This is a genomic window from Novosphingobium sp. BL-S-32 (genome assembly GCF_056857055.1).
In genome coordinates, this window is record NZ_CM166477.1 from 628,212 (window position 1) to 650,941 (window position 22,730).

Consider the following 22,730-nt stretch of genomic DNA (forward strand, 5'->3'; position numbering starts at 1 on the left):
AACGACACTGTAATTTTCCCCGGAACGGGCAAAGTAAAATTCCCCACTTTGCGGCGTAACGTTCACGTCGGCATGGAGGCGCCTCCTGTTCTGGGAGGACGGCCTCGACGCCGAGGTTCCGTGGGTGCTGGCGGGGTAATTCGTGCAGTGGAGCGGACATGCTCGGGCAGCAGGTCTGCGTGGCGCCTGAGGCGATAGCTTGAACCGTCGATCTGGATGACGATGGCGTGGTGAAGCAAGCGGTCGAGCAGCGCTGTAGCGACCACAGGACTGCCGAAGATTTCGCCCCATTCCGCGAAGCCCCGGTTCGAGGTGAGGATCATCGCCCCTTTTTCGTACCGCGCATTGACGAGCTGGAAGAACAGATTGCCGCCCCCGGGTACCACCGGAAGGTAGCCAATCTCGTCAACGATCAGCAGGGAAGGCCTGCAGTAGAAGCGGATCCGCTCCTGCAGGGAGCCCTCCCGTTCAGCCTTTGCAAGCGCGCTGATCAGATCCGCGAGCGTGATGAACGAGACGCTCTTTCCAGCTTTGACGGCCTCGAGGCCGAGCGCGCTGGCAAGATGGCTCTTTCCGGTGCCCGGGGGGCCAAGCAGATGGACCACCTCGCATCGCGCGACGAAGTTCAGTTCGGCAAGCGCCAGGATGCGGGCCTTGTCGAGCGAAGGCTGGAACGAGAAGTCGTAGCCGGTGAGTGTCTTGACGGTATTCAGCCGGCCCATCCGCAAGGCGGTCCGGATGCGTCGTTCCTCGCGGAACGTAAGTTCTTCGAGGAGAAGCTGTTCGATCATTTCGAGTGCGGTGATTTCGCCACGGTCGAGACGAGACACGCAGGTATCGACCACTTCAATGGCGCGCGGCATTTTGAGGCCGACCATGCTGATCTTGATGCGATCGAGCAGCGATGCCGTCGGATCGGGAAGCAGCGAGTTCATGCGCCAGCTCCCGTCGTTGCCATCTGGTGAGCGACCGCGGCGTAGAAGTCGAGCGAACGGCGCGTCACCACTTCACCGCTGAAGCCGTGCGGGATCGGATTTTCGTCTTTGGCCCGATATTGACGCCGGTGACCTTCCAATAGCGAGCGCTGCCGGCGCCCTTCCAGAAGGGGGTGACGAGCAATCAGCCGATCATCTTCGAAGATGCAGATCTCGTCCGCCAGGCTGTGGACCTCTACCACCCGTTTGCGGGTCGCATCGGGTACCGAGTAATAGTTGCCGCCGACGCTCACCATACCTTCGTGGCTAATCCTGCGCTCGAGCTTGAGAACCGCGCCGAACGGGATCAGCGGCAGGAGCTGGAGTGTCGGTTTTTCCTGCGCAAACGCCTCATTGACGATACGTCCGGTCGTTGCATGTACACGCGGGTTGGCGACGCCGCTGAGCCACTTTCCGAACTGAAGGTTGAGATCGTCGAGATCGCGGAACGTGCCGCCCAGGAAAAAGTCTTCACGGATATAGCGGAATGGCCGCTCGACCTTGCCTTTCGTCTCTGGTCGGTAAGCGCGGCAAGCCTTCGGCAAGAAGCCATAGTGGCGCGCGAACTCGCCGAGCGTCCGGTTGTAAACGACGCGGCCATCTTCATCCTCACCGAGAACGGCCGTCTTCATCCGGTCGTAGAGGATTTCGCGCGGCACGCCGCCGATCGCCTCGAACGCAGCTCTGTGGCACGCAAGCACGGTCTGCATCGTCTGGCGCTGTGCAAAGCGCCCCCAGATCAGCCGTGAGAAGCCCAACACCATCGAGAACAACCAGACAATCTGGACGCTGTCCGGCGCGCTGGTGAAGCGCACTCGGAACTGTGCGAAGTCGACCTGAGCCTGTTGCCCTGGCGGCGTCTCGAAGCGCACGGCGAAGGCGCTGCCACCACCGGCCGGCCGTAGCGCACGCACCGCATCGCGCACGGTGCTGTAACTGCCAGCGTAGCCACGCTCGCTAATCTCACGCAAAAGCCGCTGCGCACTCAGGCCGGGATACGCCTCGAGCCTTGCCTTCAGGTAATCGAGCCACGGATCCAGCAAGCAGTCACGTGGCTGCCGGGGGCCGTAGGTCGGTATCTCGAGCCCACGTGCAATGTATTTGCGCACGGTCTTGCGGTCGATGCCGGTCTGGCGGGCGATCACCGCCACCTTCAGACCTTGGCGATGCAAATCCAGGATCATCATCAGATCTCCAAGCTTCTTCATCGCGGCAGCGCCTCCTCAAGAGGAGTATGCCCGATATTTTGTTTTGGCCCTCGTCCGGGGCTCGCCCCGGACAAGGGCCAATCAGAAGAAGTGGGGAATTTTCAAATGTTCGTTGTGGGGCATTTTACTCTGCCATCGACACTGGCCATGGCTCAAGCACCTGTTCGGCGACGGGGCCTACGATCGCACCAAGCTGCTCGATGCGGCCGCGCTGCGCGACTTTACTGTCGAGATCATCCGGCGGTCGGACGACGTCTCCGGCTTCAAGGTGCTCCCTCGGCACTGGGTGGTCGAGCGGACCTTCGGCTGGATGACGCGCTGGCGGCGGCTCGTCCGCGACTATGAGAAGCGCCTCGACGTGTCGGAGGCGATGATCCATCTTGCCATGGCCAGCAATTTGCTCCGGCGGCTCACCCCCTGAACGGACGTGCCATGCAAAAGCCAGAGATCATCACCACCAATAACGGCTTCGCGATCGTCACGGCCAAGGCGACCGATGCCGTGTCCTTTGACGAGGTGAGCGCGATCGTCGCCTACAAGCTCGACGAACTCACGACCGATCTGGTCTGCTGCGACATCGTGACGGGCGACGGCGACGGCCAGCAGATACGTACTATCCACGAAGAACTGCCCGGCTTCGACGCCGCCATGGAGGCTTTTGAGACCCTGCCCGGCTTCGATCGCCAATGGCGTGACGCGGTGGTTCTCCCACCCTTCGCTACAAACCGGACCGTCGTCTACGACCGCAATGCCTGCGCCTGATCCATTCTCAAACGGACTCTCAGCAGTCGAGCACGTGTTTGCCGGCCAGAAACACCGCATGGGGCTTGTCGTTCGCACCATCGGCATCGCCCGCGCCCGCATCAAAATCGGAATGGCGAACCTCGCCTATAATTTCCAACGCCTCGCCTGGCTTGAGGGGCGAACTGCGCCCGCGTGACGCCGAAAACCGGCCTTAAGGCCGTCCATCACCCGAAAATCACAAGATCAGGAGGACGAAACAGAGGCCCACCGGGCCCTCCCGCGCCGTCACGTCAAAATCATGCCGATTTCAGACAGTTCTTCGAGGTATCCAGCTGTGAAATTCTGCCTCCGTGCAAACGAAAGACATTCTCGCTTGGCTTACAAGCCGTCGAGTGCGACCCGACGCATATGACCTGTCGGGTGGGTGTTCGAATGAGGCTTACATCCTTAGGTCGACGTCCTCTGGGTGGGAAGTCTTTTATAGCGAGAGGGGGCTTCAAACTGGCTTCCGTGTCTTTGCACAAGAAGAAGATGCGTGTGCTCATTTCTGCAAATTGATCGACGCGGATTCCTCAGTCCGATTGGGCTAGATAGCATCCCAATGTCGGAACGGTTGGCGTGTCCGGAACAGCCGGTTTCAGATTAAATCCCTAGATAATTGCCATTCCGCTTTCGTGAGCGCTGCGCGGTGTCGCTGATGACCGGGCTTGGCTGACATAGAGCGACGTCGAACGCATCGACGCATCACACTGACAATGATAACACATTTGTCATGCAATTTCACGACGGCGTCATCACTTACCAAGCCAACCGACTTCGGTTCGTATTGGTTGCGCTTTTTTTGGCCCCTATCACGTTCGGCATTCTTGCTCTGGCATATGATGCCGTGATCCTGGGTGACAGAAAGATGAGCAATGCTTGGGTAATGCTATTTATTGCTCCAATTTTTCTTTGGATCGATTACGTTATTTTTGCAAAACTACGTTGGCCTCCAAAAATGGAAATCTCTCTGCGAGGCATCCGTTGGGAAAATCGCTCAATGCGTGAGCGCGAAACCGCCTACAACTGGCAAGAATTCGATGGCCCGGAAAAAATCTATGGCAGTCAGGGAGTTGAATTGCTTCAGATCATCGAAAGGGCGACTGGTCGGAAGCTTAGATTGCCTCCGAGCCACTTTGGGGCAACCTACGAAGAAATGTCAGCAGTTATTTCAGCTGCTAGGAATGGAGAGCTTGTCTCGCCAACGCAGTGGCGATCTCAGCACCCTCAGCACCCCTTCAGACGATGGTTATTGAATTGGGGTCTCCCGATTGGGGCCGCTATGGTGTTTGTTGCAATTAAATTGGTGCTCTGAGCGCTTGACGCAATACTCAATGATCGCAATATTGGGGGAAGCGGGCACGCTATTTCAGGTAGCGAACTACCGCGCGGCTTATGAAAAAGATGGCTATCACAATGAATAGAGTGGGCAAGAAGATCGGGATGCGATCGATGAGTTCGTTTCGCTTCGGCCCTGCATCGCCCATCGCACGGGCCAGATCGAGTATCAGGACGGGTACGCCAATGGTCGCCGCTGAAATGCAGCCGGCGCGATCTTCGGGCGGCAAGCCTTCGTAACTCTCACTCATGACTACCGCCTACTACGCACATCAATGTCCGCAACGTCGGCGGGTCCGGAAGGGCAAGTTTCGGATTAAAATCGTGAAATCCGGTCGTTCCGGTTTTGGGAACGGCAGCGCGCCGCCCGAATGACCGTAATGTCGGGGGGGGGGGGGCGGACCTTTATATAACGCTTGTGCGACCTAGATCGAAGATGTCGATCTGCCTTTGCGCAAAGAGCTGCGTGAGCGCGTCGGCGCCTTCCCGATGAGCGAACTGCCGCTCGGTCTCGGAGATAGGAACAATCATCAACCACGCGATCTCGAAAAGTGGTTGTGCGAGCGTTCGCGGACCGTCCCCCCAAAGGAATGGATCTACGAGAATGATATGGGGTAAGGGCGTCGCTGCGTTATAGAGACGCATCACATCGGTGTGAATGGCATCGGGTCGGGTTAAAACGCCGTCCTTGAACGCATTGAAAGCGCAGGTTGCAACGACGTTAGGACCGGCCTCGAACTCCGCTGGAAAGGCACCTATCAACTCCACACGAACCGGCCCAAGACGAAGGTCATGGTCCGAAAGCCCAACGGTACCTGCTGCAATACAGCCGTTAACTGGTTGATCGAGACATGACGCAATGTCGATCCGATTCTGCTCGACCTCGTCCCAATGTCGAAGCACCTTGGGCTTTTGGCCCCAAATTCGCATCAACTCCTGATGCGCTGCCCTAGCGTTATCTGTGATCGTCATGAGCCGTGGTTGCCAGTGATGGGTTATGTCCGCAATGTCGGCGGGCATGGCCGTGCTCGGCAAACTTTCCAGGCATCATGCCCCCGATACATCCGGCGTAGGTTGTTTCCGGCATTTCACAGCGCATGCTGACGCTCGATCTTCGGGTGTTGGAAGGCGTCAGTCTCGTTAACCGTACTGTCTTCGCCGCAGTGCCTATTGCGGTCGAATATGCGTTTACTTATTGAAGCCGGCAAACCGCTCGCAACTGTCGTAGATGCGATGCAGTTGTTAGGCCGGTGGTTGAAAGACCTCAGAGAGAAAGAGCGTTCGCCTGCGATCTGACGCACCGTGGCAATGAGGGCGCACCCCGTCCGGCCGGACTATCAGAAATATCCTGTTTGACGGGCGTGTGTGCTGCCGATGGGCAGCTATCAAATTCACAAGTCCCGTGACTGGCTCCCGGACGGCTTCCGGTCTTCTCGAGGTCGCTCGAACCATGCACGCGATTTTGCCGTATGCGCAAACCCAACGCCTGCGGCCCCCAGAATCGCGCCAATGAGGGCAATAACCCGGATGTAAACGGGCAATGCGACCTGTAACTGTGGAGTGACCACCAACTGCATGATGTTGGACCACAAGGTGCCGGCGCAAGTGAGGGTTAGCAACCAGCGCGCGATATTGCTGCGCAAACGCGACGTGAAGAACCAGAGGCCGAGGGTGAACAGGAATCCCCCGACCAACCTGGCGAAGATTTCGCCAAATCCAATGCCGAGCTGACTGAAGACGGGTTCCTTTTCGACAATTTCGCGGAGGACCGGGAAGGTCATGAAAAGCTGGATAAGGTTGAGCGCGATAGCAGCGATCAGAAGTTGATCGAACCGGGCCATGTCCTTCGGTCTTTCTACTACCGTTTCACGGCTGGGCCTGCTGTCATCAATGCGCTCGCGGGCGGCCGATCGCCCATATTCGGCCTGGGTCGGTCGCGGAGCGGGCTGCAGGCTGCCCTGAGAATTGAGTTGGCGAGCCAGCTCGTCGATCACCAGATTGCGTTTGCGGCTGGAGGACCGCCATCTCCATAGGCCAAATCCCAACGCCGCGCTTATCAGCAGACCGAGTACCCCGTTTTGGTGGAACAGACGGGTGAATGTACCCAGCCCCATGAGCAGAGCGAGAAGCCCTACCCACAGCAGGACGATCCAGAGCAAAAGCCGGCCAACGCCGCGAACCGTGCCGCTCACCGCAGATCCGGCCTGATGCGCCATGCCGGGTTTCGTAACTGGGGCGCGGTCAGCGTTGCCGTATGGTTTCTCGATCATCTCACGCCCTTTTCCGGCCGAAAGTCTTGCGTTCAAGTGGCTGGGACGTGGCCAAACTGTCCGTCAGATCCGGCCGTATCGTATCGATCACCTGGGAGCGTTCGGCCAGATAGCGCGCCATGATCGCGTCGGGATCGAAGCTTTCGTTGGGATCCGACGAAGGCGTCGGTTTGTGCTCGGGGGGAGGCGCTCCTTGCCAGGCCGGGACCGCCACGCCCGCCGCCGCACGGCAGCCGATCATGTCGGCCACAAGGCTTGTCAGGCCCTCCTTGTCCAGGCCGAGCAGGTCGAGCGGCACGTTCACCTCTCCAACGCCGCCGTGCGCGCGGCGAAAGATAAGGACTATTGTCCGCCGGCTGCCGATAGTCAGCAGCGCCTTGGCATTGTACCAGGGCAGGACCCTCGCCGAGACGTCAACCACGTCCGACCAGGGGACCGTCCGCTTCGATAGCAGGGCATTCACCCTGACCGTGCGGTGATCAAACTGAAGCAGCTCGCGATCGAAGGCGGCCTTGAACAGGATCAGCAAGGCGGTCAGCAGAAGCGCGAAGGCGGGAACAAGCGCCACAATCAGCCCCGTGCTCAAGAGAAACAAAAGCACCCCGGGGATCAGCAGGGACATCGCCTGGCGCACCGCGACCGCGGGTTTCAGCTCGAGGTTGGCGGACTGGCGTAGCGTTCCGCGGGCGCCTCCTGCCTGCTGCGGTGCGCCTTGATGCGCCTGTAAGACGACCTCATGCGGATCGGCTGGTTGCGGTGGAGATTGCTTTCCCACGGCCAGTGCCGGCATGCCATTCCGGAATAACTTGCGCAAAAGCTGCTGCACGCCAAAGGCGCCAGCGATGAGCAGCAGTGCCGGAAGGACATGGCCTGAGATCATCGCGGGAATTGCCGTGGTCAGGATGCCGAACCAGAACATCCCGTAGAGATAGAACCGGCTGACATTGCGCGCGCCAAGCTGTGCACCGTCGCGGCTTGCTGCCGCGACGCGCTTGGATTCGCGCAGTACCGTAACGACCGCGCTCTCCTGAAAGTCCTGTTCTGTCGGCTTGCGGATCATGGTCAGGCAGCCTTGATGGTTTCCTGCTTGAGAGCAGCGAGCCGTTCGGCGACAGATGCGCGCTTGGCGAGCGCATCGAGCTCGGCCACCTGGTTGATGGCCTCTGCATCGCCGCGCGAGAAGCCGACGCCGCCGGCGCCGGTCATCGCCCGGTCAAAGGCCGCCTCGGCGCTTTCCACCTTGCGTTCGACCTTGCGGGCGTTGGCGAAGCCGCCGTCACCCCCCATCGAAGCGTCGCTTCTGGCGATCGCGTAGGCGGCCAGCGCTTCTTCCATCTGCTTCTTGCGCGCCCGCAGGGCCGTCAGACTTTCCTCGAGTTTGGCCTCTTCTTCCCGGGCGACGGCCTGCACTTGTTCGAGGCCGGCGGATTGCTCCTCCAGATCGACCTGTCGCTTGAGCGCCCCCTCGGCCAGATCCTCACGGCCTTCCTGCAGGGCGAAGCGCGCTTTGCCGGTCAGTTCCTCCACCTTCTTCCCGATCATTTCCTGCTGCCGTGCGGCCTGCAGGCGGCGGGTCATGGCTTTTTCCTGATCCATGCGGACTTCATCGATTGCGCGGTCCACCTCGCGGATCGCCTCGCGCATGGTTCCGTCGGAATTGGCGCGTTCCATCGCATCGACACTGTCTTCGATGCGGGCGGAAAGCAGACGGCGGACGCGAGTAAACACGGATTCGGCCATGGGAGCACCCCCTTGTTGAGATGGAAGACATCTCGCCGATCTTGTTTAAGGATGCGTAAAACAACCAGAACAAGCAAAGAGTAGAAAAATATTAATCCCGCGCGGCCTATCGCGATTTTAGATTTGGTTGCGAGGGGCTGCAATGGAAACTGTTCTGTGGATACTGGTCGGGATCGTCGGCGCGGTCGTGCTGGCGGTGCTCTGGCTTTATTTGCGATTCAAGGCGACCCACAACCTGCTTGTTGCGCTCGACCAGCGCTGCGATACGGCATTCGCAGATATCGATGTCCATTTGAAGCATCGGCACAACCTGATTCCCGGCCTGGTCGGTGTTCTCAAGGGGACCACCGCGCACGAAAAGGAGATGGTGCTGGGTGTGATGGAGGCGCGCACCGAGGCGCTGCGCTGCGTCGGCGTGGAGATCAAGCTCAGAGCCGAAGGCAATCTGACCGCGCAGTTGAGCACGCTGATCTCGTCGATCGACAAATTCCCTGACATCAAGGCGCTGCCCGAATTCGGGAACCTTCGCCGCGAGCTGACCGACTGCGAAAATCGGATCACCGCGGCGCGGCGATTCTACAATCTGGCGATCGAGGAATACAATACGGCCCTGCGCCAGTTCCCCGGCAGCATGATCGCGCAAAAGCTGCGCCTCAACAGCCGCCAGCCCTACGACTTGGGCGTCGAGCGCGTGCTCATCGACGAGCCGGTCGCCATAGCCTTGTGATCTAGTCCGCGTGGGAGGGCCGATAATGTCGGAAACGCCAACCGGCCTCTATGGCTGGATCAGGAGCAATGACGGGCGCTCCACGACGCTGTTCGTGGGCTTCCTCGTTGCCGTACAGGCGATCGCGGCCATGGTCCTGTTCCTGCCGTTGACGGTGATCGACGCCGAACACGCGCCGTTTCTCGGTTGGGCTGGATATCTCGCGCGCTATGCCCCAATCGTGTTCGTGGCATCGATTGCCTGGTTCGGCTGGCAGATGTTCTGGCACATAGAGGCCGTCAAACGCGCTGTGGGCTTCCAGTTCGTCGATGACCGGGACGAACCACGTCTGTGCAAAATCATCGAGCCGCTGATCCTGACGATGGGGCTGCCGGTCCCCTTCGTCGGCGTTATCGAATCCGATGCCCGCAATGCCTTCGCCTGCGGCATAGCGCGCAAGAAGGCGGTCGTCGTCGTAACCCGAGGACTGCTTGATGATCTTTCGAATGCAGAGCTCGCCTGCGTCCTCGGACATGAACTGAGCCACATCAGGAACGGTGACATCCGCCTGATGGCAGCGGCCAACATCTTTATGGATGCGCTTGGCCGGCTGCATAAGAACAACCCGTTGAAGTTCACGCCGATCCACGTGGTGCTGGCTATAGCGGTTCCGGCGATTTTGCCGCTGACGCTGGCCGGAAGTTTCATCGGCCATCTCGCCATGCGCGCTGGACAGGTTTCTCGCCTGATGATCGCTTCGGCTCGGGAATTCATTGCCGACGCAGAGGCCGTGCAATTGACGCAGAACCCGGCAGCGATGGCTTCGGCGCTCGTGAAGGTAGAGCATCACTGGCAGGTCGACGGTTCGCGCCGAGGTGATGATGCGATGATGATTGCGGGCGATACGGAAGGCGAGAACGCCACGCACCCCACCGTCGCTCTACGCATCGCAGCGCTCGTTCGCACGACCGGATCGATGGTCTTCAATGCCCCGGGCGCATTGCCGGATGAAGTCTGGGAGTCGTCAAAGTCGCTTAGCGAAGCGCGGGCGGCGGCGCTGCTGCGCCAGTTGCCACAATCCTCCGTTCTGCCCCGGGTCCGCGCCGGTTCGGTCGAGAACATGATCGGCCTGACACGCAGCGGCACGATCATGTTGGGACTGACCGTGGCAGGCCTGGCAACGCTCCACTGGTCGGAGATCGATCAGCCGCGCGCGATACTCGCCAAGTTCGATGTACGTCCGATCGCGGCGATGCTTGGGAGCCCGATGGCCTGCACAATCGATCGCAGCGAGGCGTGCCGCCAACGCATGGGCGGTGGCGCCTACCGCGATTTCGAAGGCCAGAAGAACACGCTGGCCGGCTGGCTTGCCGATGCAAGCCGCAAGCGGCGCGCTGCTGGTTTCGTCAATGGCGACCTGACTCTGGCGAACCTGGGTGACGCCAATCGCGAATGGCAAGATACCCGGGGGATCAGCGGCCGCGCGAAGCCCATCCGGATTCTTCAGCGGTCCGGTTTCCAATGGGACGATGCTACCAGAAACCGCGTCCGGATCGCCGAAGCGGACGATGTAGGTTGCTTCAGCGGCATTTCGCCTTTGCATGATGTGCCCGAAGGCAAATACCGGATAGGTCAGCACTATACCGGCGGGGGGATGTCATCGCTTGAGGACGCCGAGGTCCAGGCGGCCGGCACTGCCAATCGACCGTTTATCAAGGGATCGTCGATCAGCGAGGACAATCTTGTTGAGGCCTATATATCGCAGCGCATGCTTCTTCTGACCGCCGTCGCCTACAACATGTACGGCCTACCGGGCCTGAGATCGCTGCAGGCAGGCTATCTCACTGAGCCTCACCAGCAAATGGTGGCACGGCTGGGTGAACGCCTGAAGGATCCGGTCTTCACCGCCCGGCACAATGCCGTCGAACTGGCTGAATACCGCGCTCTGTTGCGTAATCCTGAAGGCTTTGTGCCCTGTCTCGCACTGCGCCACCTGCCGTCCGGCCAGAATCTGTTTTAGCGCGTAGATCTGTAATTGCAGAGCTGTGGTGGTGACATTCTTGCTGTGTGCGTTCGGGACCGTCTGGATCCTTGAAGCCGCTTTTTTTGGACTTATTCGACGGTCAAGAAGGATGGGTGTCAACAATATAGTCAGACGTGCATCGCGTTCCGCCTTCAATTGTTCGTCTATAGAGAAAATTTGTTTATACCGTATGTAAATCGATAGCCTGATGTGGAAATGAAGGAATCGATGCACGCAGAATATGGAGGTGGGCCCCCGCCATAAATTTGCAGAAAGATAACTTTCTTATGAACTTCAGGGAAGGTTCGTCTGAGCCGTTCAATTCGCGCAATATCGTCATCGGTGTATTGAAGGTGGCAATGGGCACCAAGTTCTCTTATCGCTGATGCCCTGTCCGCCCGTTCAGAGCTACACGCAGCACTTACCATGCAAATTGATATGCACCCGGCGAAGACGGCGTATTTTCCATTGTTCGCAAGCGTCATTGTGGAGGCACCTTGTAACACCTGGTGAAACTATGCCAGCAGATCCTCTCTGCTGATCGTGTCCTGCTGCATGCTGACTGAGGTCGGGGACCCGTCACTTAGCCGCCAACTTGGCCGTTCATGCTCTTGAATTGCCGAGAGCATGGTGATGGGATTATCGCTGACCAGGGCGAAACTTAGTTCGTATCTACCGAGGCAAAATCGAATCGATTAGCGGTCAGCATCCAGCAGAGGTGGCACAACCGAAGGGGTTAGCCCTTTGCGCCCAAACCCTCCGACACGCGATTGGGGGGGTGTAGATGAGCTGTCTGTGGCGGGTGCGCGGACTGCGGCGGACGTTTCGAGTTGGGATCGATTGGCGATGTGGCGGGCGATCACGGCATCGGGGTCAAAAACATCCGATTGTGGCGCATCCTCCAGCCAGCCGGCACGGCTAGGCAAGGAGGCGCCTCTTGGTCCGCTTGGCGCCCGCCCGTGAGTATTGACGTCGAAGATGCCCTCGCGAGCTTTAGCTGCCACTCTTACACTGTTCAACTCCGCTACCAGCGAGACTCCCGCTTCCTTACTTATGCCAAGGAGGCGGAAAGGCAGCCTGAGCTTCTTTGGTCCCCAAATCCCGCCCTTCACTCGAAAATCTACAAAGTAATTCCGATTTACGGGGATGAATCCATAGAGCCGGAAGGTCTGGGTCACTATCTGGACATCGACCACTTCAGCCCATGACAGGCTGTGAACCTTCCACATCGTGAATACTCTTGCGGACATTTGATCATAGCGAATTGCCACGGCGCCGCCGAGGAGCATCCGCATCGTGCCGATGCCTGCAATCGGACCGAAAATGAGTATAAAAAGCCCAAGAAACAGTCGGAATCCGGCAGTTTTACACAAAAATAATCCCATTACCGGGCACGCCACCAGAAGGAAGAGTGAGCTCATCGCCAATCTGGATCGATCATAATGTATCGTCTGCATATCGCCCCCAACCGCCAACAAGCTGATCTAAAGCAAAAGCAGGTTAAGAGACGGTTGCTCAAGTTGCGTCGAAATGGGCCTCGAGCGGTGCTTCTGCATTAAATCGCGCCGGATTCATCGGAGACGTGACGCCTGGAATGTCTGCTGAACGAAGGTCTCGTTTTAAGAGGCCGCGTTGGCTTTTGAACGACCGCTTCGTCGGCGGCCTTGGCTGAGGTAAGCGGACCGATCGCCTTTCAAAGGTTTAATCCAGAGTCAGAGGGCGGACGCTGCCATAGGGGTCGCTTCGCTAGAGTTTTGACGCTTTCCGAAGCGGACGGAACACCTGTTTGGCGGACAGGTGCATGCGTATCCTTCGGTTTTCGGAAAGAATTTGATCGTAGGCAAGTCAAGCAAGCAAGGTAAGAATTAGGAGTTCGTATGCGCCTCGCGTTTTGCCTCTCGCTTATCGCCGTGGTCGGCAGTGGACCTATTCTGGCTGCACAGTCATCCGATGAGAGCTTGGCTCGTTCGATCGCTGATTTAAGCGGGCAGAGTTGTTACGGTATTGCTGCCGGTACGATCGCGATGCCTACCGACGTTGCCCCCGATACAGTCGATAAATCGGTGAAAGCCATGGAGCATATAGGGCTGAACTACGGTGTGAACGACAGCATGATGAAGGGACTGGGTAGACCCGGCCTTACACTCATTTCGCAAGCAACGATGGGGTCAAAGTCATTCGATCAAGGCGACGTCGTTTTGGCAGTTGGTGGTCGCCAGCCCGGTTGTCGTGTGATCTTGCTGTCTGAGCCCGCAGTGAACATCACCGATGCCGTCTCTTGGCAGCTTTCGCGGACCGACTGGAAGCCGATCCCCAGCATGACCGCAACGCGTGGCGCTATAGAACGTCGTGCATTTTTCAGGCGGGATAGCAAAGGAAATCCCTACCTGATGAACCTTATGACGATCACCAGCCCCGTCCCCGATTCCAAGCTGCGAATGTTCACGACGACCATTCGCATCCCAAGCGGAGTCCATCTACCTGAAGGACTATGACCTTCCAGATGCCCTTGGGATCGAATGAGAATGCCAAGCAAGGATTCAATCCGAACGCTGTCGGGGCAACACCTGCCCAAATGTCTGCTTAACGGAGGTCTCGTTCTAAGGAGGCTACTTTGGTCGCAGAACGTCCGCTTTGTCGAAGGATTTCGGGCGCTTGCGTACGAAATTCTAACATGGAGGAACCCGCGGGCCGCATAGGCTGGTCTATGGGGATTTGTGCTTTGGGGTGGTCTGGTTGGGGCCACCGCGCACGGTGCGACGCGGGCTAGCGCCGACGGTGCCGGGATGTTTCGGAAGTGTGGAGAGGGGCTTCCAGGGCGTTCGTTGGGAGCCGAGCCAGGTGGTCATAAGATGAGGCGCGTGCGGGGCGGTTGCCCGGCGTGCCGATCTGCCGAACCTGGAGAGGCGCAAGCCATGCCGGGTCATGGCGCAAGCATCCGGGCGAATGTGGGCGGCGGCGGCGCACGTGGCTGCCGCCAGCGGACGAAGGCCTCAATGATGACCATGTGGCCGCCGCAGCACGGGCACGGTGGGCGATAGTCTTCAGCCTGGTCGGGCTGCGGCTCGCTCGGCGCGACAACATCGAGAAGGTGACGGGCCAAGGCAAGCGACGTCTTGCGCGCGGAGCCGGCAAGCAGGCCGTAGTGGCGGATGCGATGGAAGCCCCGGGGCAGGACGTGGGTCAGGAACCGGCGGATAAATTCGTAGGTCTCAAGCGTCATGACGCGCTGACGATCGGCGCCGTCGCGGCGGTAATCCTTGACGCGGAACGTCACTCCATTCTCGTCGAAGGCGATGAGGCGGCGGTTCGAGATGGCGACGCGGTGGGTATAGCGCGCGAGATAGGCGAGCACCGCTTCGGGACCGGCGAAGGGCGGCTTGGCGTAGACGACCCAGGGTTTCTTGCGGACAGGGGCGAGGTGGCGCTGGAAGGCGGGCGGATCGGCGAGACCGGCCAGAGATCCGAAGAAGCCAAGCCGCCTGGCGCGATGGAGTTCGGCCAGGCGGGCGAGGAACAGGCGCCGGAACAGTTTGCCGAGTACACGCACGGGTAGAAGGAATGCGGGCCGGGAAGTGATCCAGCGTTTGCCATCGTGTGCGATGCCGCCGCCCGGCACGATCATGTGGATGTGCGGGTGGTGGGTCATCGCCGATCCCCACGTATGCAGGACAGCGGTGATGCCAATGCGGGCGCCGAGGTGTTTGGGATCGGCAGCGATGGTCAGCATCGTCTCCGATGCCGTCTTGAACAGCAGGTCGTAGACCAGGGCCTTGTTCTGTAGCGCGATGGAGGCGATCTCGGCGGGCACGGTAAAGACCACGTGGAAGTAGCCCACCGGCAAGAGATCGGCCTCACGCTCGGCCAACCAGGTGCGCGCGGCCGCGCCCTGACACTTGGGGCAATGCCGGTTGCGGCACGAGTTGTAGGCGAGACGCCAATGCCCGCAGTCCTGGCACGCTTCGATGTGGCCGCCGAGGGCTGCGGTGCGGCAGTTCTCGATCGCGGTCATGACCTTGAGCTGAGCGAGGCTCAGGTGTCCGGCATGGGCCGCCCTGTAACCGGGCCCGGCGCTGCGGAAGATATCGGCGACCTCGAGTGAGGTGCGCACGGTCTCAGCCGGGAGGGGCCTTGCCCTCCATCAGGGCCACAACCCTGTCGAGCGGACTGGCGACAGCCTGGATCGTGCGGGTCGAGACCTTGGTGTAGACCGCAGTGGTATCGATCTTGGCGTGTCCGAGCAGGACCTGGATGACGCGGATATCGACGTCCTGTTCAAGCAGGTGGGTGGCGAAGCTGTGGCGCAGGGTGTGCGGGCTGATGCGCTTGCGGATGCCCGCGACCTCGGCGGCTTCCTGGACGGCGCGGTGGAGTTGCCGCGATGAGATTGGATCGGTGTAGCTGCGCCCGGGGAACAGCCAGCCATGCGGGAACATCACCCCGCGCCGCTTGCCCTCGCGCCACCACAGACGGAGCAGTTGAAGCAGATGCGGCGACAGCATGGCGTTGCGGTCGCGCGCGCCCTTGCCCTGTTCAACCCGGATCAGCATGCGCTCGCTGTCGATATCGTCAACCTTGAGATGCGCGACCTCAGAAACGCGCAGGCCTGCACCATAGGCAACGCCAAGCGCGGCTTTGTACTTGATGCCGGGTGCCGCCTCGAGCAAACGGGTGGCCTCCTCGACACTGAGGACTTCGCGCATCTTGTCCGGGCGGCGTGTCGCGACCAGTGCGCGTGCCAAGTCCCGACGCCGGAGCGTGACGGTGTAGAGGAAGCGCAACGCCGACACCGCGCCGTTTATGGTGCCCGCGCTGGCTCCGCTCTCGTGCTGGTGGATCTGGAAATTGCGCAGATCCTCTGCGGTTGCCGTATCGGGTGGTCGGCCCAGGTAGGCGGCGAAGCGCCGGACGTGCCGAATGTACTGGTCTTGTGTGCGCGGCAGCAGGCCTCGCATCATCATGTCGTGCTGCATGCGCTGGCGCAGCGGGCTGATCGGGGCAGAAGTGGAGATCGTAGCCATCGTGAGTTCCTCTCGTTCAAGGGAACTTCACTCTGGGACGGAAACCTCACCCCGACCAAAACCTCACGATATACCCCTGCCTCTCACCACGCACCCCTCCCGCGAAAGCGGGTTCGTCCATGTCGGCGCTAGCGCAGCAATTCACTCACCAATGAAGGCTTCTTGGCGATCATCGCAAGTAGCACTTGGGCTGGTCCGGTGGGACGGCGGCGGCCATGCTCCCAATTGAGCAGAGTGCCCTTGGCAACGCCTATACTGCGTGCGAAAGCGCCTTGCGAGAGGCCAGTGCTGGCCCGGATCGCGGCGACATCGACGGTGGGCACGTCGACCTTATGAATGCGCGCTCCGGCTTCGTTGCCTTCCGCAAATGCAAGCGCTTCGTTCAAACCTTGCCTGATGCTGTCATAGGCGCTCATGTTCGGTCTCCATAACGTGCGATCAAAGCTTTGCTCAGAGCGATCAGTTCCGCCTGCTCGGCCTTGGTCAGGTTATCCTTTTCGTTCTTGGCGAACACTGTCACGAGGAAGATCGGGATGTGCGCGCCTCCGAACACATAGATGGTACGGTAACCGCCGCTTTTGCCGCTGCCCTCGCGGGCGATACGTATCTTGCGAAGGCCACCCCCCAGCGAGATACCGGCTTCCGGCGTGGCGGCGATATAATTCACCAGGGCAATGCGATCTTCATTGGACATGATCGCCTTGGCTCGCCGCAGAAATTCGGGCAGCTCCACCACGGTCTGCAAGTTAGCCATGGTGATACGTGTATACGTCAACGACGTATGCGTCAATGACGCATAAATGCTTTTGCCCGTGAGCGGCGTTTCAGCGGAGTAAGCTCCGGTTGGCCCTTGAGGCCAACGGAGAAACGTCATGGGACATTCAGACTTAGACCCCGCCGTGCATGACCGGCGCCCTTGGAATGCAGGCCAGAATGTGGGGCCAAAACGCCCCCTGAAACTACGCGATATCTGGGCTATCCGGTTTTATCTGGACGAGCACAGGCGACTACGCGACCGAGCGCTATTTGACCTTGCCATCGACAGCAAGCTGCGCGGATGCGACCTCGTGAAAATTAAGATCGGTGATGTTGTCAGTCGCGGGAGCATCCGCAACCGCTCAACCGTCATCCAGCAAAAGACCGGAAGGCCCGTCCAGTTCGAGATCATGACTGAGGCGCGAAAGAGCTTGACGGCATGGCTCGACAGGCGAGGTTGGAACGTAGACAACTTTGTTTTCCCGAGCCGTGTCGATTATCTGGGTCACCTTAGCACGCGACAGTACGCACGCCTTATCGATGAATGGGTTACTACGATTGGCCTGGACAAGCGGGAATATGGCACGCACGTCGATGCGACGTACAAAGGTCTCGCTCATTTACAAGGCGACCGGAAATCTACGAGCGGTGCAGATCCTTCTCGGCCACAATAACATCGAGAACACCGTGCGTTATCTCGGCGTGGATATCGACGATGCTCTCACTTTATCCGAGCGTACCGAAATCTGAGCTGCGTACCGGCTCCGCGAATGTCTCGAGGAGCCGGTACGCCTGCATTTTACGATCGGCGGGTGACGGCAAGGCGCCACGGCGGGCAGCTATGTCAGCGTATCCCGTCAGCCCAGCTTGACCGCGAGCGAACGGCAGCATTTCAACATTTTAATCTGGAAGGCGTCGTTCCGGATTCGCCAACACCGCTGCCGATTTCAACGTATCTTGTGGCGCGACTTATGAGATGGCCTGTGGAGGTACACTCATAATTCTCTCGATAAAATTGCGTAATGGGCTGTGTAATGCGACCAGTCCAAGTGCGAAGAGTGCGCCCAGAATAAAGTGGGTCCAGAAGCCGTGATCGTGTTCAAATTGGGCTTTTTTATAGAGCCTCCGGTTTTGATTTTGCCAAGACAAAACTTCTGAGCCATCATTTAGTTTAACGGATTTAATGTAATATCGTCCTTTGTAGGAAAAGGTATTTACCGTTCCATTGAGTCTCTTTTGTGCATCGAGGGCAGGTAGGCACCAACTCCGGTCTTTACCTATATCGCAGCTGATGGTGACGGCGCCTTTTTTAGTCAAAATCGATGGCTGAATTCGGCCAATTCCGACGTAAGACATACTACCAGAAAAGCTTTGGGTAGGAGCAGCCTGTGCCGCTTTGTAAAATTCTTGCTTTTGCGTCGAGTTCAACGCCAGCGCCGTGAATATTCCCATGGCGAGGGGTGCGGCCAACCATCGAACCCGCCAGTCATCAAGCCATGATGCGGTGGCCTTTATCGATTGAGTGTTCTCTTTCGTGTAGAAAGTAGGATTGGCCGGACGGGCGGGTGAAGGTGTTCGCTCCAAAGCCTCCCTTCGGATTGGTCTGCCGAGCAGCGCCAGCGCCGCCCACGCGCTAAGGACCACAATTAATCCCATAATGGCCAAAATTATAAGCTTAGGAATCAGGGAAATCGGATCGACATGAGTGGCTGTGGGTCCCATGCACAGCAATACCACGCCCAAGGGCGGGAGTGATGCCAGGCACGCTAACGATACCAGTGTCATGACAAGGCCCATAACTCGGCGCATCAAGGTGAGCATGGATTCCCTCGTTCTTTCCCGATCAGAAAAAGGGCATCTCAGATTCACCTTAGCGAAAAGTGAAAAGCTTGGGCTGACGCATCGCGATGCCCAAACTGCGCGCACTAAGCCATTCGCGAAAAGCGGTCACGCCGCTTCCCCCCAACAAGCCGGAATGGCAAAGTTGCAGGGTTTTAACCCGAAACCTGCCTGACCGGACACGCCAACATTGCAGTCATTGTCAGCGCGCCAGATCGAGCTAACCTGATGCGATGATCGAGTTTGAGCTTCACGCCGCTGCCTGGAAGTCCTCGGATGATTTTTATCAGGCGCTGCTGCCCGTTCTGGGAGCGCCCGATTGGCATGGACATAACCTCGACGCCTTAGAGGACAGCATTTTCGCGGGCGAGATCAACAAAGTGGATCCGCCGTTCCGCATTGTCGTCGATGGCGCCAGCAATCTGCCGGTCTCTCTCAAAGCGACCTTGTTGAAGACGGCTCAAATATTCGAGGAAGGTCGAAGGGTATCGGGGGCTGACGCATATTTGGAGCTTCGACCTTAGTGGCTGTTTGGAAAATCGGTGACAGGGGTTGCCGAGTGGATCTGTGTCTGATTCAGGCTGCGCATGTGGACCCAGCATAGCCGAGGGCGAATGGCCCAGATTGCCAAGAAGACGAAGCATTATCCCAGTGATCTGACCGATGAGGAAATGGGATCGCCTAGCGCCCCTGATGCCCAGGCCGGGCCGCCGGGGACGTCCACGCGAAGTGGATTTTCGCGAGGTGATCAGTACGCATCCGTTGAAGGTCGCCTTGCTGGGAGGGTGATGGATCGCTCTTAAGGACGCTCTTGAGAGCGGTCGTAGGAGCGGTTGTTGTGGGTCAAATCACGGTTTTCGGCGGGCCTGAGCGTCGGCGGCGTTGGCGTGAGGACGAGCGCGCGAAGATTTTGGCCGAGGCCTTTTCTCCGGGTGCCTGTGTGGCGCGTGTAGCTCGCCAGTATGACGTGTCGACGGGGCTGATTTACACTTGGCGCCGCAAGGCTTGCTTTGGGGCTGGCGCGGCAGGCTCTTCAGCGGCGGTGGAGGTCGGCTTCGTCGAAGCCGTCGTGCTGGATGACGGATGTAGCAAACAGTTAGCGTCGCCGCCCGCTGTTGTGGTGGATCTGCCTGGCGGGCGGCGCGTGAACATCTACGCATCGGCACCGCCGGGCGTGGCCGCGGCGGTTCTGAAGGCGCTGATCCGATGATCCCTGTCCCGAACGGAAGCAAGGTCTGGCTCGCGTTAGGTCATACTGACATGCGCCGCGGAATGCGGTCGCTCGCCTTGCAAGTTCAGGAGGCCTTGAAAAAGGACGTCCACGCCGGCGACCTGTACGTCTTCCGGGGCCGGAGCGGATCGCTGTGCAAGATATTGTGGCATGACGGCCTCGGGATGTCGTTATATGCAAAACGTTTGGAAAAGGGACGTTTTGTGTGGCCCGCCGCAAAGGACGGGACGGTCGCGATCTCGGCTTCGGCAATGGCCTGTCTGCTCGAGGGTATAGACTGGCGCAACCCCCAGGAGACCTGGCGCCCGACGCAGGTTGGCTGATGGCCAGCGTCAATCAGGGTGAGACGAAACTCGCGCCTGGTCGAGCACCGGATCGAGGGCAAAATCTGCGGAAAAGTGGCTAAAAGTCTGGGGTTTGTGGGCTTCTGATGCTATAAGTGGGCATGGCCTCGAGCGACGCATCCGACGAGCTTCTCCAGCTACGCGCCGAGCTCGCCGTCGTTCGTGAACAGGCAGAACAAGCCCAGGTCAAAGCACTCGTGGCCGAGGCGCAGGTCGCCAAAGTTTGGGCTATCAATGCCGACCTGCTGGCTCGCAACGCGCACCTCGAGCTGATGAACGAGAAGATGCGCCGCGATAAATACGGCGCGAGCTCCGAGCGCAGCCGGCATCTGCTCAATCAGCTCGAACTGACCTTCGAGGAACTCGCGGCCAACGCGAGCGAAGCCGAACTGCTTGGGCAAATTGCGGCCGCCAAGACCACTACGGTTGCAGCGTTTACCCGCAAGCGATCCACTCGCCGCGACTTCCCGGCCGACGTGCCGCGCGAGAAGATCGTTATCCCGGCGCCAGAGCTGTGCCCGTGCTGCGGCTCGGACGATCTGAGCCATCTCCCCGCGGTGATCACCGAGACGCTGGAGAGAGTGCCCGCTCGCCATAAGGTGATCCAGACGGTCCGGGAGAAAGTCTCCTGCCGTAAGTGCGAGAAGATCAGCCAGCCCCCGGCGCCCTTCCACGTCACGCCGCGCGGAATGTTCGGGCCGCACTTCCTGGCGAACCTGGCCTTCCAGAAGTACGGTCTGCACCAGCCCCTTAACAGCCAGCGCGATCGGCTCGAGGCCGAAGGCATCCCCTTGAGCCTCTCGACGCTCGCGGATCAGATCGGCGCGATCTGCGTGGCGGTGAAACCCCTGTTCTTGCTGCTGGAGGCCCATGGGCTCGCCGCTGACCGCCTGCATGCCGACGACACCACCGTTCCGCTTTTAGCAAAACGGAAGACCGAAGTGGCGCGGATCTGGGACTATGTGCGCGACGATCGCCCGTTCGGCGGGCCGGCGCCGCCAGTGGCGCTGTGCTACTACTCGAGCGATCGCAGGGGCGAGCATCCTCGCGCCCACCTGGCCGGCTATACGGGTATTCTCCAGGTCGACAGGTATGCCGGCTTCAATGCCCTGTTCGAGGAAGGCTGGGCGGATAAGCCCATGACGCGCGCTAATTGCTGGGCTCATGGGCGCCGGGAATTCTTCAAGCTCGTCGACCTCAGGCAGCAGCTCAAGCGTAAGAAGAAGGGCGCCACGCCACTCATCTCGCCGCTGGCGACCGAGGCGCTTGAGATCATCGATCGGCTCTTTGCCATCGAGCGCGACATCAACGGCAAGCCTGCTGCCGAGCGCCTCGCCGTTCGTCAGGAGCGGTCCGCTCCGATCGTGGCCGAGTTGGAAACCTGGATGCACGAGACCCGCAGCAAGCTCTCTCGTCACGATGCCGTGGCCAAGGCCATCGCCTACCTTCAGAACGACTGGGCGGGCTTCACCACCTTCCTCGACGATGGCCGGATATGTCTCTCAAACAACGCCGCGGAGCGTCAGCTGCGCAGCGTTGCTCGAGGAAGAAAAGCCTGGTTGTTCGTGGGCTCGGACGGCGGCGGCCAGCGCGCGGCGATGATGTTCAGCCTCTTCGGCACGGCTCGGCTCAACGAAGTCGATCCGCTCGCCTGGTTCACCGACGTCCTCGACCGGATCGCTGACATTCCACAGAACCGCCTTCATGAACTCCTCCCGTGGCACTGGAAGGCCGCTCAGCAGCAGGCCGCAGAGGAACTCGTCGCCTGAACCTGCGTCAACGCGACAACCTCGCGGCGGCTATCGGATGCGTACGGTGATCAACGCCGTGCGCTACCTTGTTCGTTCGGGCTGTGGCTGGCGAATGCTGCCGATCCACTTCGGGGCATGGCAGACTGTCTATGGCTGGTTCCGGGAATTGGCTCGCAGGTTCCTGTTCCAGACAATCCACGACATCGAACTGATGCTCGATCGCGAGCGCCAGGGGCGGGAGGCCAGCCCGAGCGCAGCAGTGATCGACAGCCAGTCGGTCAAAGCACCATCGGCAGAAAAGCGTGGGTTCGACGCAGGCAAGAAGGTTGTCGGACGCAAACGACACATAGCCGTCGATACCGATGGACGGTTGCTAATGGTCAACCTGACCACTGCAGACATCTCGGACAGCGCGGGTGCCCAGACTATCCTGGATGGAATCCGCAAACGCTGGCCCTGGATCAAACATCTCTTCGCCGATGGCGCCTATGACCGCCTGAAACTCATGGACAAGGCCAGCTATCTGGATTTCGTCGTCGAGGTAATCCGGCGCAGCGATCAGCAGCGGGGCTTCAAGGTCCTGCCCCGGCGATGGGTCGTTGAGCGGACCTTTGGCTGGATGATCCGATGGCGCCGATTGGTCCGTGATTACGAGAAGCGCATCGACGTCTCGCAGGCCATGATCCTCGTCGCCATGGGCGGGAATCTCCTACGCCGAAACGCTCACCCCTGATTTTCCAAACAGA

At 59.6% G+C, this 22,730-nt stretch carries 23 protein-coding genes and 5 pseudogenes; 15 read left to right on the forward strand and 13 right to left on the reverse strand.

The genetic code is table 11. The annotated features are described in order from the left end of the window. Positions 1-62 precede the first annotated feature (62 nt). Both istB and istA read right to left on the reverse strand, forming a co-directional pair. On the reverse strand, positions 63-935 hold the full coding sequence (gene istB / locus AC1VVK_RS19530) for an IS21-like element helper ATPase IstB (RefSeq protein WP_482903750.1): 873 nt from the start codon (positions 933-935) through the stop codon (positions 63-65). After that, positions 932-2,182 (reverse strand): IS21 family transposase, encoded by a 1,251-nt coding sequence (istA, locus tag AC1VVK_RS19535; protein ID WP_482903749.1) that lies wholly within the window; start codon positions 2,180-2,182, stop codon positions 932-934. The genes istB and istA overlap by 4 nt, the downstream gene beginning before the upstream one ends. A gap of 136 nt (positions 2,183-2,318) precedes the next feature. Here istA and AC1VVK_RS19540 point away from each other — a divergent pair. The 4 genes and pseudogenes from AC1VVK_RS19540 to AC1VVK_RS19555 form a co-directional block, all read left to right on the forward strand. After that, a pseudogene (locus AC1VVK_RS19540) lies at positions 2,319-2,603 on the forward strand (transposase); the annotation flags it as partial. A gap of 11 nt (positions 2,604-2,614) precedes the next feature. Next, the gene (locus tag AC1VVK_RS19545; RefSeq protein WP_482906419.1) at positions 2,615-2,944 is read left to right on the forward strand and encodes a hypothetical protein; all 330 of its coding nucleotides are present in this window, start codon (positions 2,615-2,617) and stop codon (positions 2,942-2,944) included. Positions 2,945-2,963: 19 nt separating this feature from the next. After that, positions 2,964-3,122: pseudogene (locus AC1VVK_RS19550) on the forward strand (IS5/IS1182 family transposase); the annotation flags it as partial. Between the two features lie 576 nt (positions 3,123-3,698). Next, positions 3,699-4,280 carry a hypothetical protein gene (locus AC1VVK_RS19555; RefSeq protein WP_482906420.1) on the forward strand — a complete coding sequence of 194 codons (582 nt, stop codon included), beginning with the start codon at positions 3,699-3,701 and terminating at the stop codon, positions 4,278-4,280. A 49-nt stretch (positions 4,281-4,329) separates the two neighbouring features. Here AC1VVK_RS19555 and AC1VVK_RS19560 read toward each other — a convergent pair whose 3' ends face one another. Together AC1VVK_RS19560 and AC1VVK_RS19565 are read right to left on the reverse strand one after the other, a co-directional pair. Next, the gene (locus tag AC1VVK_RS19560; RefSeq protein ID WP_482906421.1) at positions 4,330-4,554 is read right to left on the reverse strand and encodes a hypothetical protein; all 225 of its coding nucleotides are present in this window, start codon (positions 4,552-4,554) and stop codon (positions 4,330-4,332) included. Positions 4,555-4,708: 154 nt separating this feature from the next. After that, positions 4,709-5,323: a suppressor of fused domain protein gene (locus AC1VVK_RS19565; RefSeq protein ID WP_482906422.1), complete on the reverse strand. Its 615-nt coding sequence runs from the start codon at positions 5,321-5,323 to the stop codon at positions 4,709-4,711. 77 nt (positions 5,324-5,400) lie between these two features. Between AC1VVK_RS19565 and AC1VVK_RS19570 the strand changes: the two genes are divergently transcribed. Continuing rightward, positions 5,401-5,502, forward strand: a complete 102-nt coding sequence (locus tag AC1VVK_RS19570; RefSeq protein ID WP_482906423.1) for a winged helix-turn-helix transcriptional regulator — start codon at positions 5,401-5,403, stop codon at positions 5,500-5,502. A gap of 192 nt (positions 5,503-5,694) precedes the next feature. Here the strand turns inward: AC1VVK_RS19570 and AC1VVK_RS19575 are convergent, their stop codons facing one another. The 3 genes from AC1VVK_RS19575 to AC1VVK_RS19585 are packed head-to-tail and all read right to left on the reverse strand — an operon-like array spanning position 5,695 to position 8,313. After that, positions 5,695-6,573, reverse strand: a complete 879-nt coding sequence (locus AC1VVK_RS19575) for a hypothetical protein (RefSeq protein WP_482906424.1) — start codon at positions 6,571-6,573, stop codon at positions 5,695-5,697. A gap of 1 nt (position 6,574) precedes the next feature. After that, the gene (locus tag AC1VVK_RS19580) at positions 6,575-7,633 is read right to left on the reverse strand and encodes a hypothetical protein (protein WP_482906425.1); all 1,059 of its coding nucleotides are present in this window, start codon (positions 7,631-7,633) and stop codon (positions 6,575-6,577) included. 2 nt (positions 7,634-7,635) lie between these two features. Beyond that, positions 7,636-8,313 (reverse strand): PspA/IM30 family protein, encoded by a 678-nt coding sequence (locus tag AC1VVK_RS19585; RefSeq protein WP_482906426.1) that lies wholly within the window; start codon positions 8,311-8,313, stop codon positions 7,636-7,638. 187 nt (positions 8,314-8,500) lie between these two features. Between AC1VVK_RS19585 and AC1VVK_RS19590 the strand changes: the two genes are divergently transcribed. Both AC1VVK_RS19590 and AC1VVK_RS19595 read left to right on the forward strand, forming a co-directional pair. Further along, the gene (locus tag AC1VVK_RS19590) at positions 8,501-9,040 is read left to right on the forward strand and encodes a LemA family protein (RefSeq protein WP_482906427.1); all 540 of its coding nucleotides are present in this window, start codon (positions 8,501-8,503) and stop codon (positions 9,038-9,040) included. A 25-nt stretch (positions 9,041-9,065) separates the two neighbouring features. Then, positions 9,066-11,039 (forward strand): M48 family metalloprotease, encoded by a 1,974-nt coding sequence (locus AC1VVK_RS19595; RefSeq protein WP_482906428.1) that lies wholly within the window; start codon positions 9,066-9,068, stop codon positions 11,037-11,039. 698 nt (positions 11,040-11,737) lie between these two features. Here AC1VVK_RS19595 and AC1VVK_RS19600 read toward each other — a convergent pair. Then, positions 11,738-12,463 carry a hypothetical protein gene (locus AC1VVK_RS19600; RefSeq protein WP_482906429.1) on the reverse strand — a complete coding sequence of 242 codons (726 nt, stop codon included), beginning with the start codon at positions 12,461-12,463 and terminating at the stop codon, positions 11,738-11,740. 456 nt (positions 12,464-12,919) lie between these two features. Between AC1VVK_RS19600 and AC1VVK_RS19605 the strand changes: the two genes are divergently transcribed. Further along, complete coding sequence (locus AC1VVK_RS19605) at positions 12,920-13,537, forward strand: hypothetical protein (protein ID WP_482906430.1); 618 nt, start codon at positions 12,920-12,922, stop codon at positions 13,535-13,537. Between the two features lie 428 nt (positions 13,538-13,965). On the opposite strand, the gene AC1VVK_RS19610 is transcribed toward AC1VVK_RS19605, so the two are convergent. The 4 genes from AC1VVK_RS19610 to AC1VVK_RS19625 all read right to left on the reverse strand — a co-directional run bounded on the left by AC1VVK_RS19610 (position 13,966) and on the right by AC1VVK_RS19625 (position 16,937). Then, positions 13,966-15,153 carry an IS91 family transposase gene (locus AC1VVK_RS19610; protein WP_482906431.1) on the reverse strand — a complete coding sequence of 396 codons (1,188 nt, stop codon included), beginning with the start codon at positions 15,151-15,153 and terminating at the stop codon, positions 13,966-13,968. 4 nt (positions 15,154-15,157) lie between these two features. Further along, on the reverse strand, positions 15,158-16,063 hold the full coding sequence (locus AC1VVK_RS19615) for a tyrosine-type recombinase/integrase (protein WP_482906432.1): 906 nt from the start codon (positions 16,061-16,063) through the stop codon (positions 15,158-15,160). A 128-nt stretch (positions 16,064-16,191) separates the two neighbouring features. Further along, positions 16,192-16,479: a helix-turn-helix domain-containing protein gene (locus AC1VVK_RS19620; RefSeq protein WP_482906433.1), complete on the reverse strand. Its 288-nt coding sequence runs from the start codon at positions 16,477-16,479 to the stop codon at positions 16,192-16,194. Next, on the reverse strand, positions 16,476-16,937 hold the full coding sequence (locus AC1VVK_RS19625; RefSeq protein WP_482906434.1) for a type II toxin-antitoxin system RelE/ParE family toxin: 462 nt from the start codon (positions 16,935-16,937) through the stop codon (positions 16,476-16,478). Before AC1VVK_RS19625 ends, AC1VVK_RS19620 begins: the two co-directional genes overlap by 4 nt. Here AC1VVK_RS19625 and AC1VVK_RS19630 point away from each other — a divergent pair. Then, positions 16,936-17,569, forward strand: a pseudogene (locus AC1VVK_RS19630) (tyrosine-type recombinase/integrase). The gene AC1VVK_RS19625 and the pseudogene AC1VVK_RS19630 overlap by 2 nt on opposite strands. A 219-nt stretch (positions 17,570-17,788) precedes the next feature. On the opposite strand, the gene AC1VVK_RS19635 reads toward AC1VVK_RS19630, so the two are convergent. Continuing rightward, positions 17,789-18,640, reverse strand: a complete 852-nt coding sequence (locus AC1VVK_RS19635; protein ID WP_482906435.1) for a hypothetical protein — start codon at positions 18,638-18,640, stop codon at positions 17,789-17,791. A gap of 251 nt (positions 18,641-18,891) precedes the next feature. Here AC1VVK_RS19635 and AC1VVK_RS19640 point away from each other — a divergent pair, with 251 nt between their 5' ends. The 6 genes and pseudogenes from AC1VVK_RS19640 to AC1VVK_RS19665 all read left to right on the forward strand — a co-directional run. After that, positions 18,892-19,182: a barstar family protein gene (locus AC1VVK_RS19640; RefSeq protein WP_482906436.1), complete on the forward strand. Its 291-nt coding sequence runs from the start codon at positions 18,892-18,894 to the stop codon at positions 19,180-19,182. Between the two features lie 63 nt (positions 19,183-19,245). Then, positions 19,246-19,411, forward strand: a pseudogene (locus AC1VVK_RS19645) (IS5/IS1182 family transposase); the annotation flags it as partial. 85 nt (positions 19,412-19,496) lie between these two features. After that, positions 19,497-19,868 (forward strand): IS66-like element accessory protein TnpA, encoded by a 372-nt coding sequence (gene tnpA, locus AC1VVK_RS19650; RefSeq protein ID WP_482902651.1) that lies wholly within the window; start codon positions 19,497-19,499, stop codon positions 19,866-19,868. Further along, positions 19,865-20,212 carry an IS66 family insertion sequence element accessory protein TnpB gene (tnpB, locus tag AC1VVK_RS19655; protein ID WP_482902652.1) on the forward strand — a complete coding sequence of 116 codons (348 nt, stop codon included), beginning with the start codon at positions 19,865-19,867 and terminating at the stop codon, positions 20,210-20,212. Before tnpA ends, tnpB begins: the two co-directional genes overlap by 4 nt. 122 nt (positions 20,213-20,334) lie before the next feature. After that, positions 20,335-22,002, forward strand: a complete 1,668-nt coding sequence (gene tnpC / locus AC1VVK_RS19660) for an IS66 family transposase (protein ID WP_482906437.1) — start codon at positions 20,335-20,337, stop codon at positions 22,000-22,002. After that, positions 21,998-22,717 (forward strand): annotated as a pseudogene (locus AC1VVK_RS19665) (IS5 family transposase); the annotation flags it as partial. The gene tnpC and the pseudogene AC1VVK_RS19665, both read left to right, overlap by 5 nt. Positions 22,718-22,730: the final 13 nt, after the last annotated feature.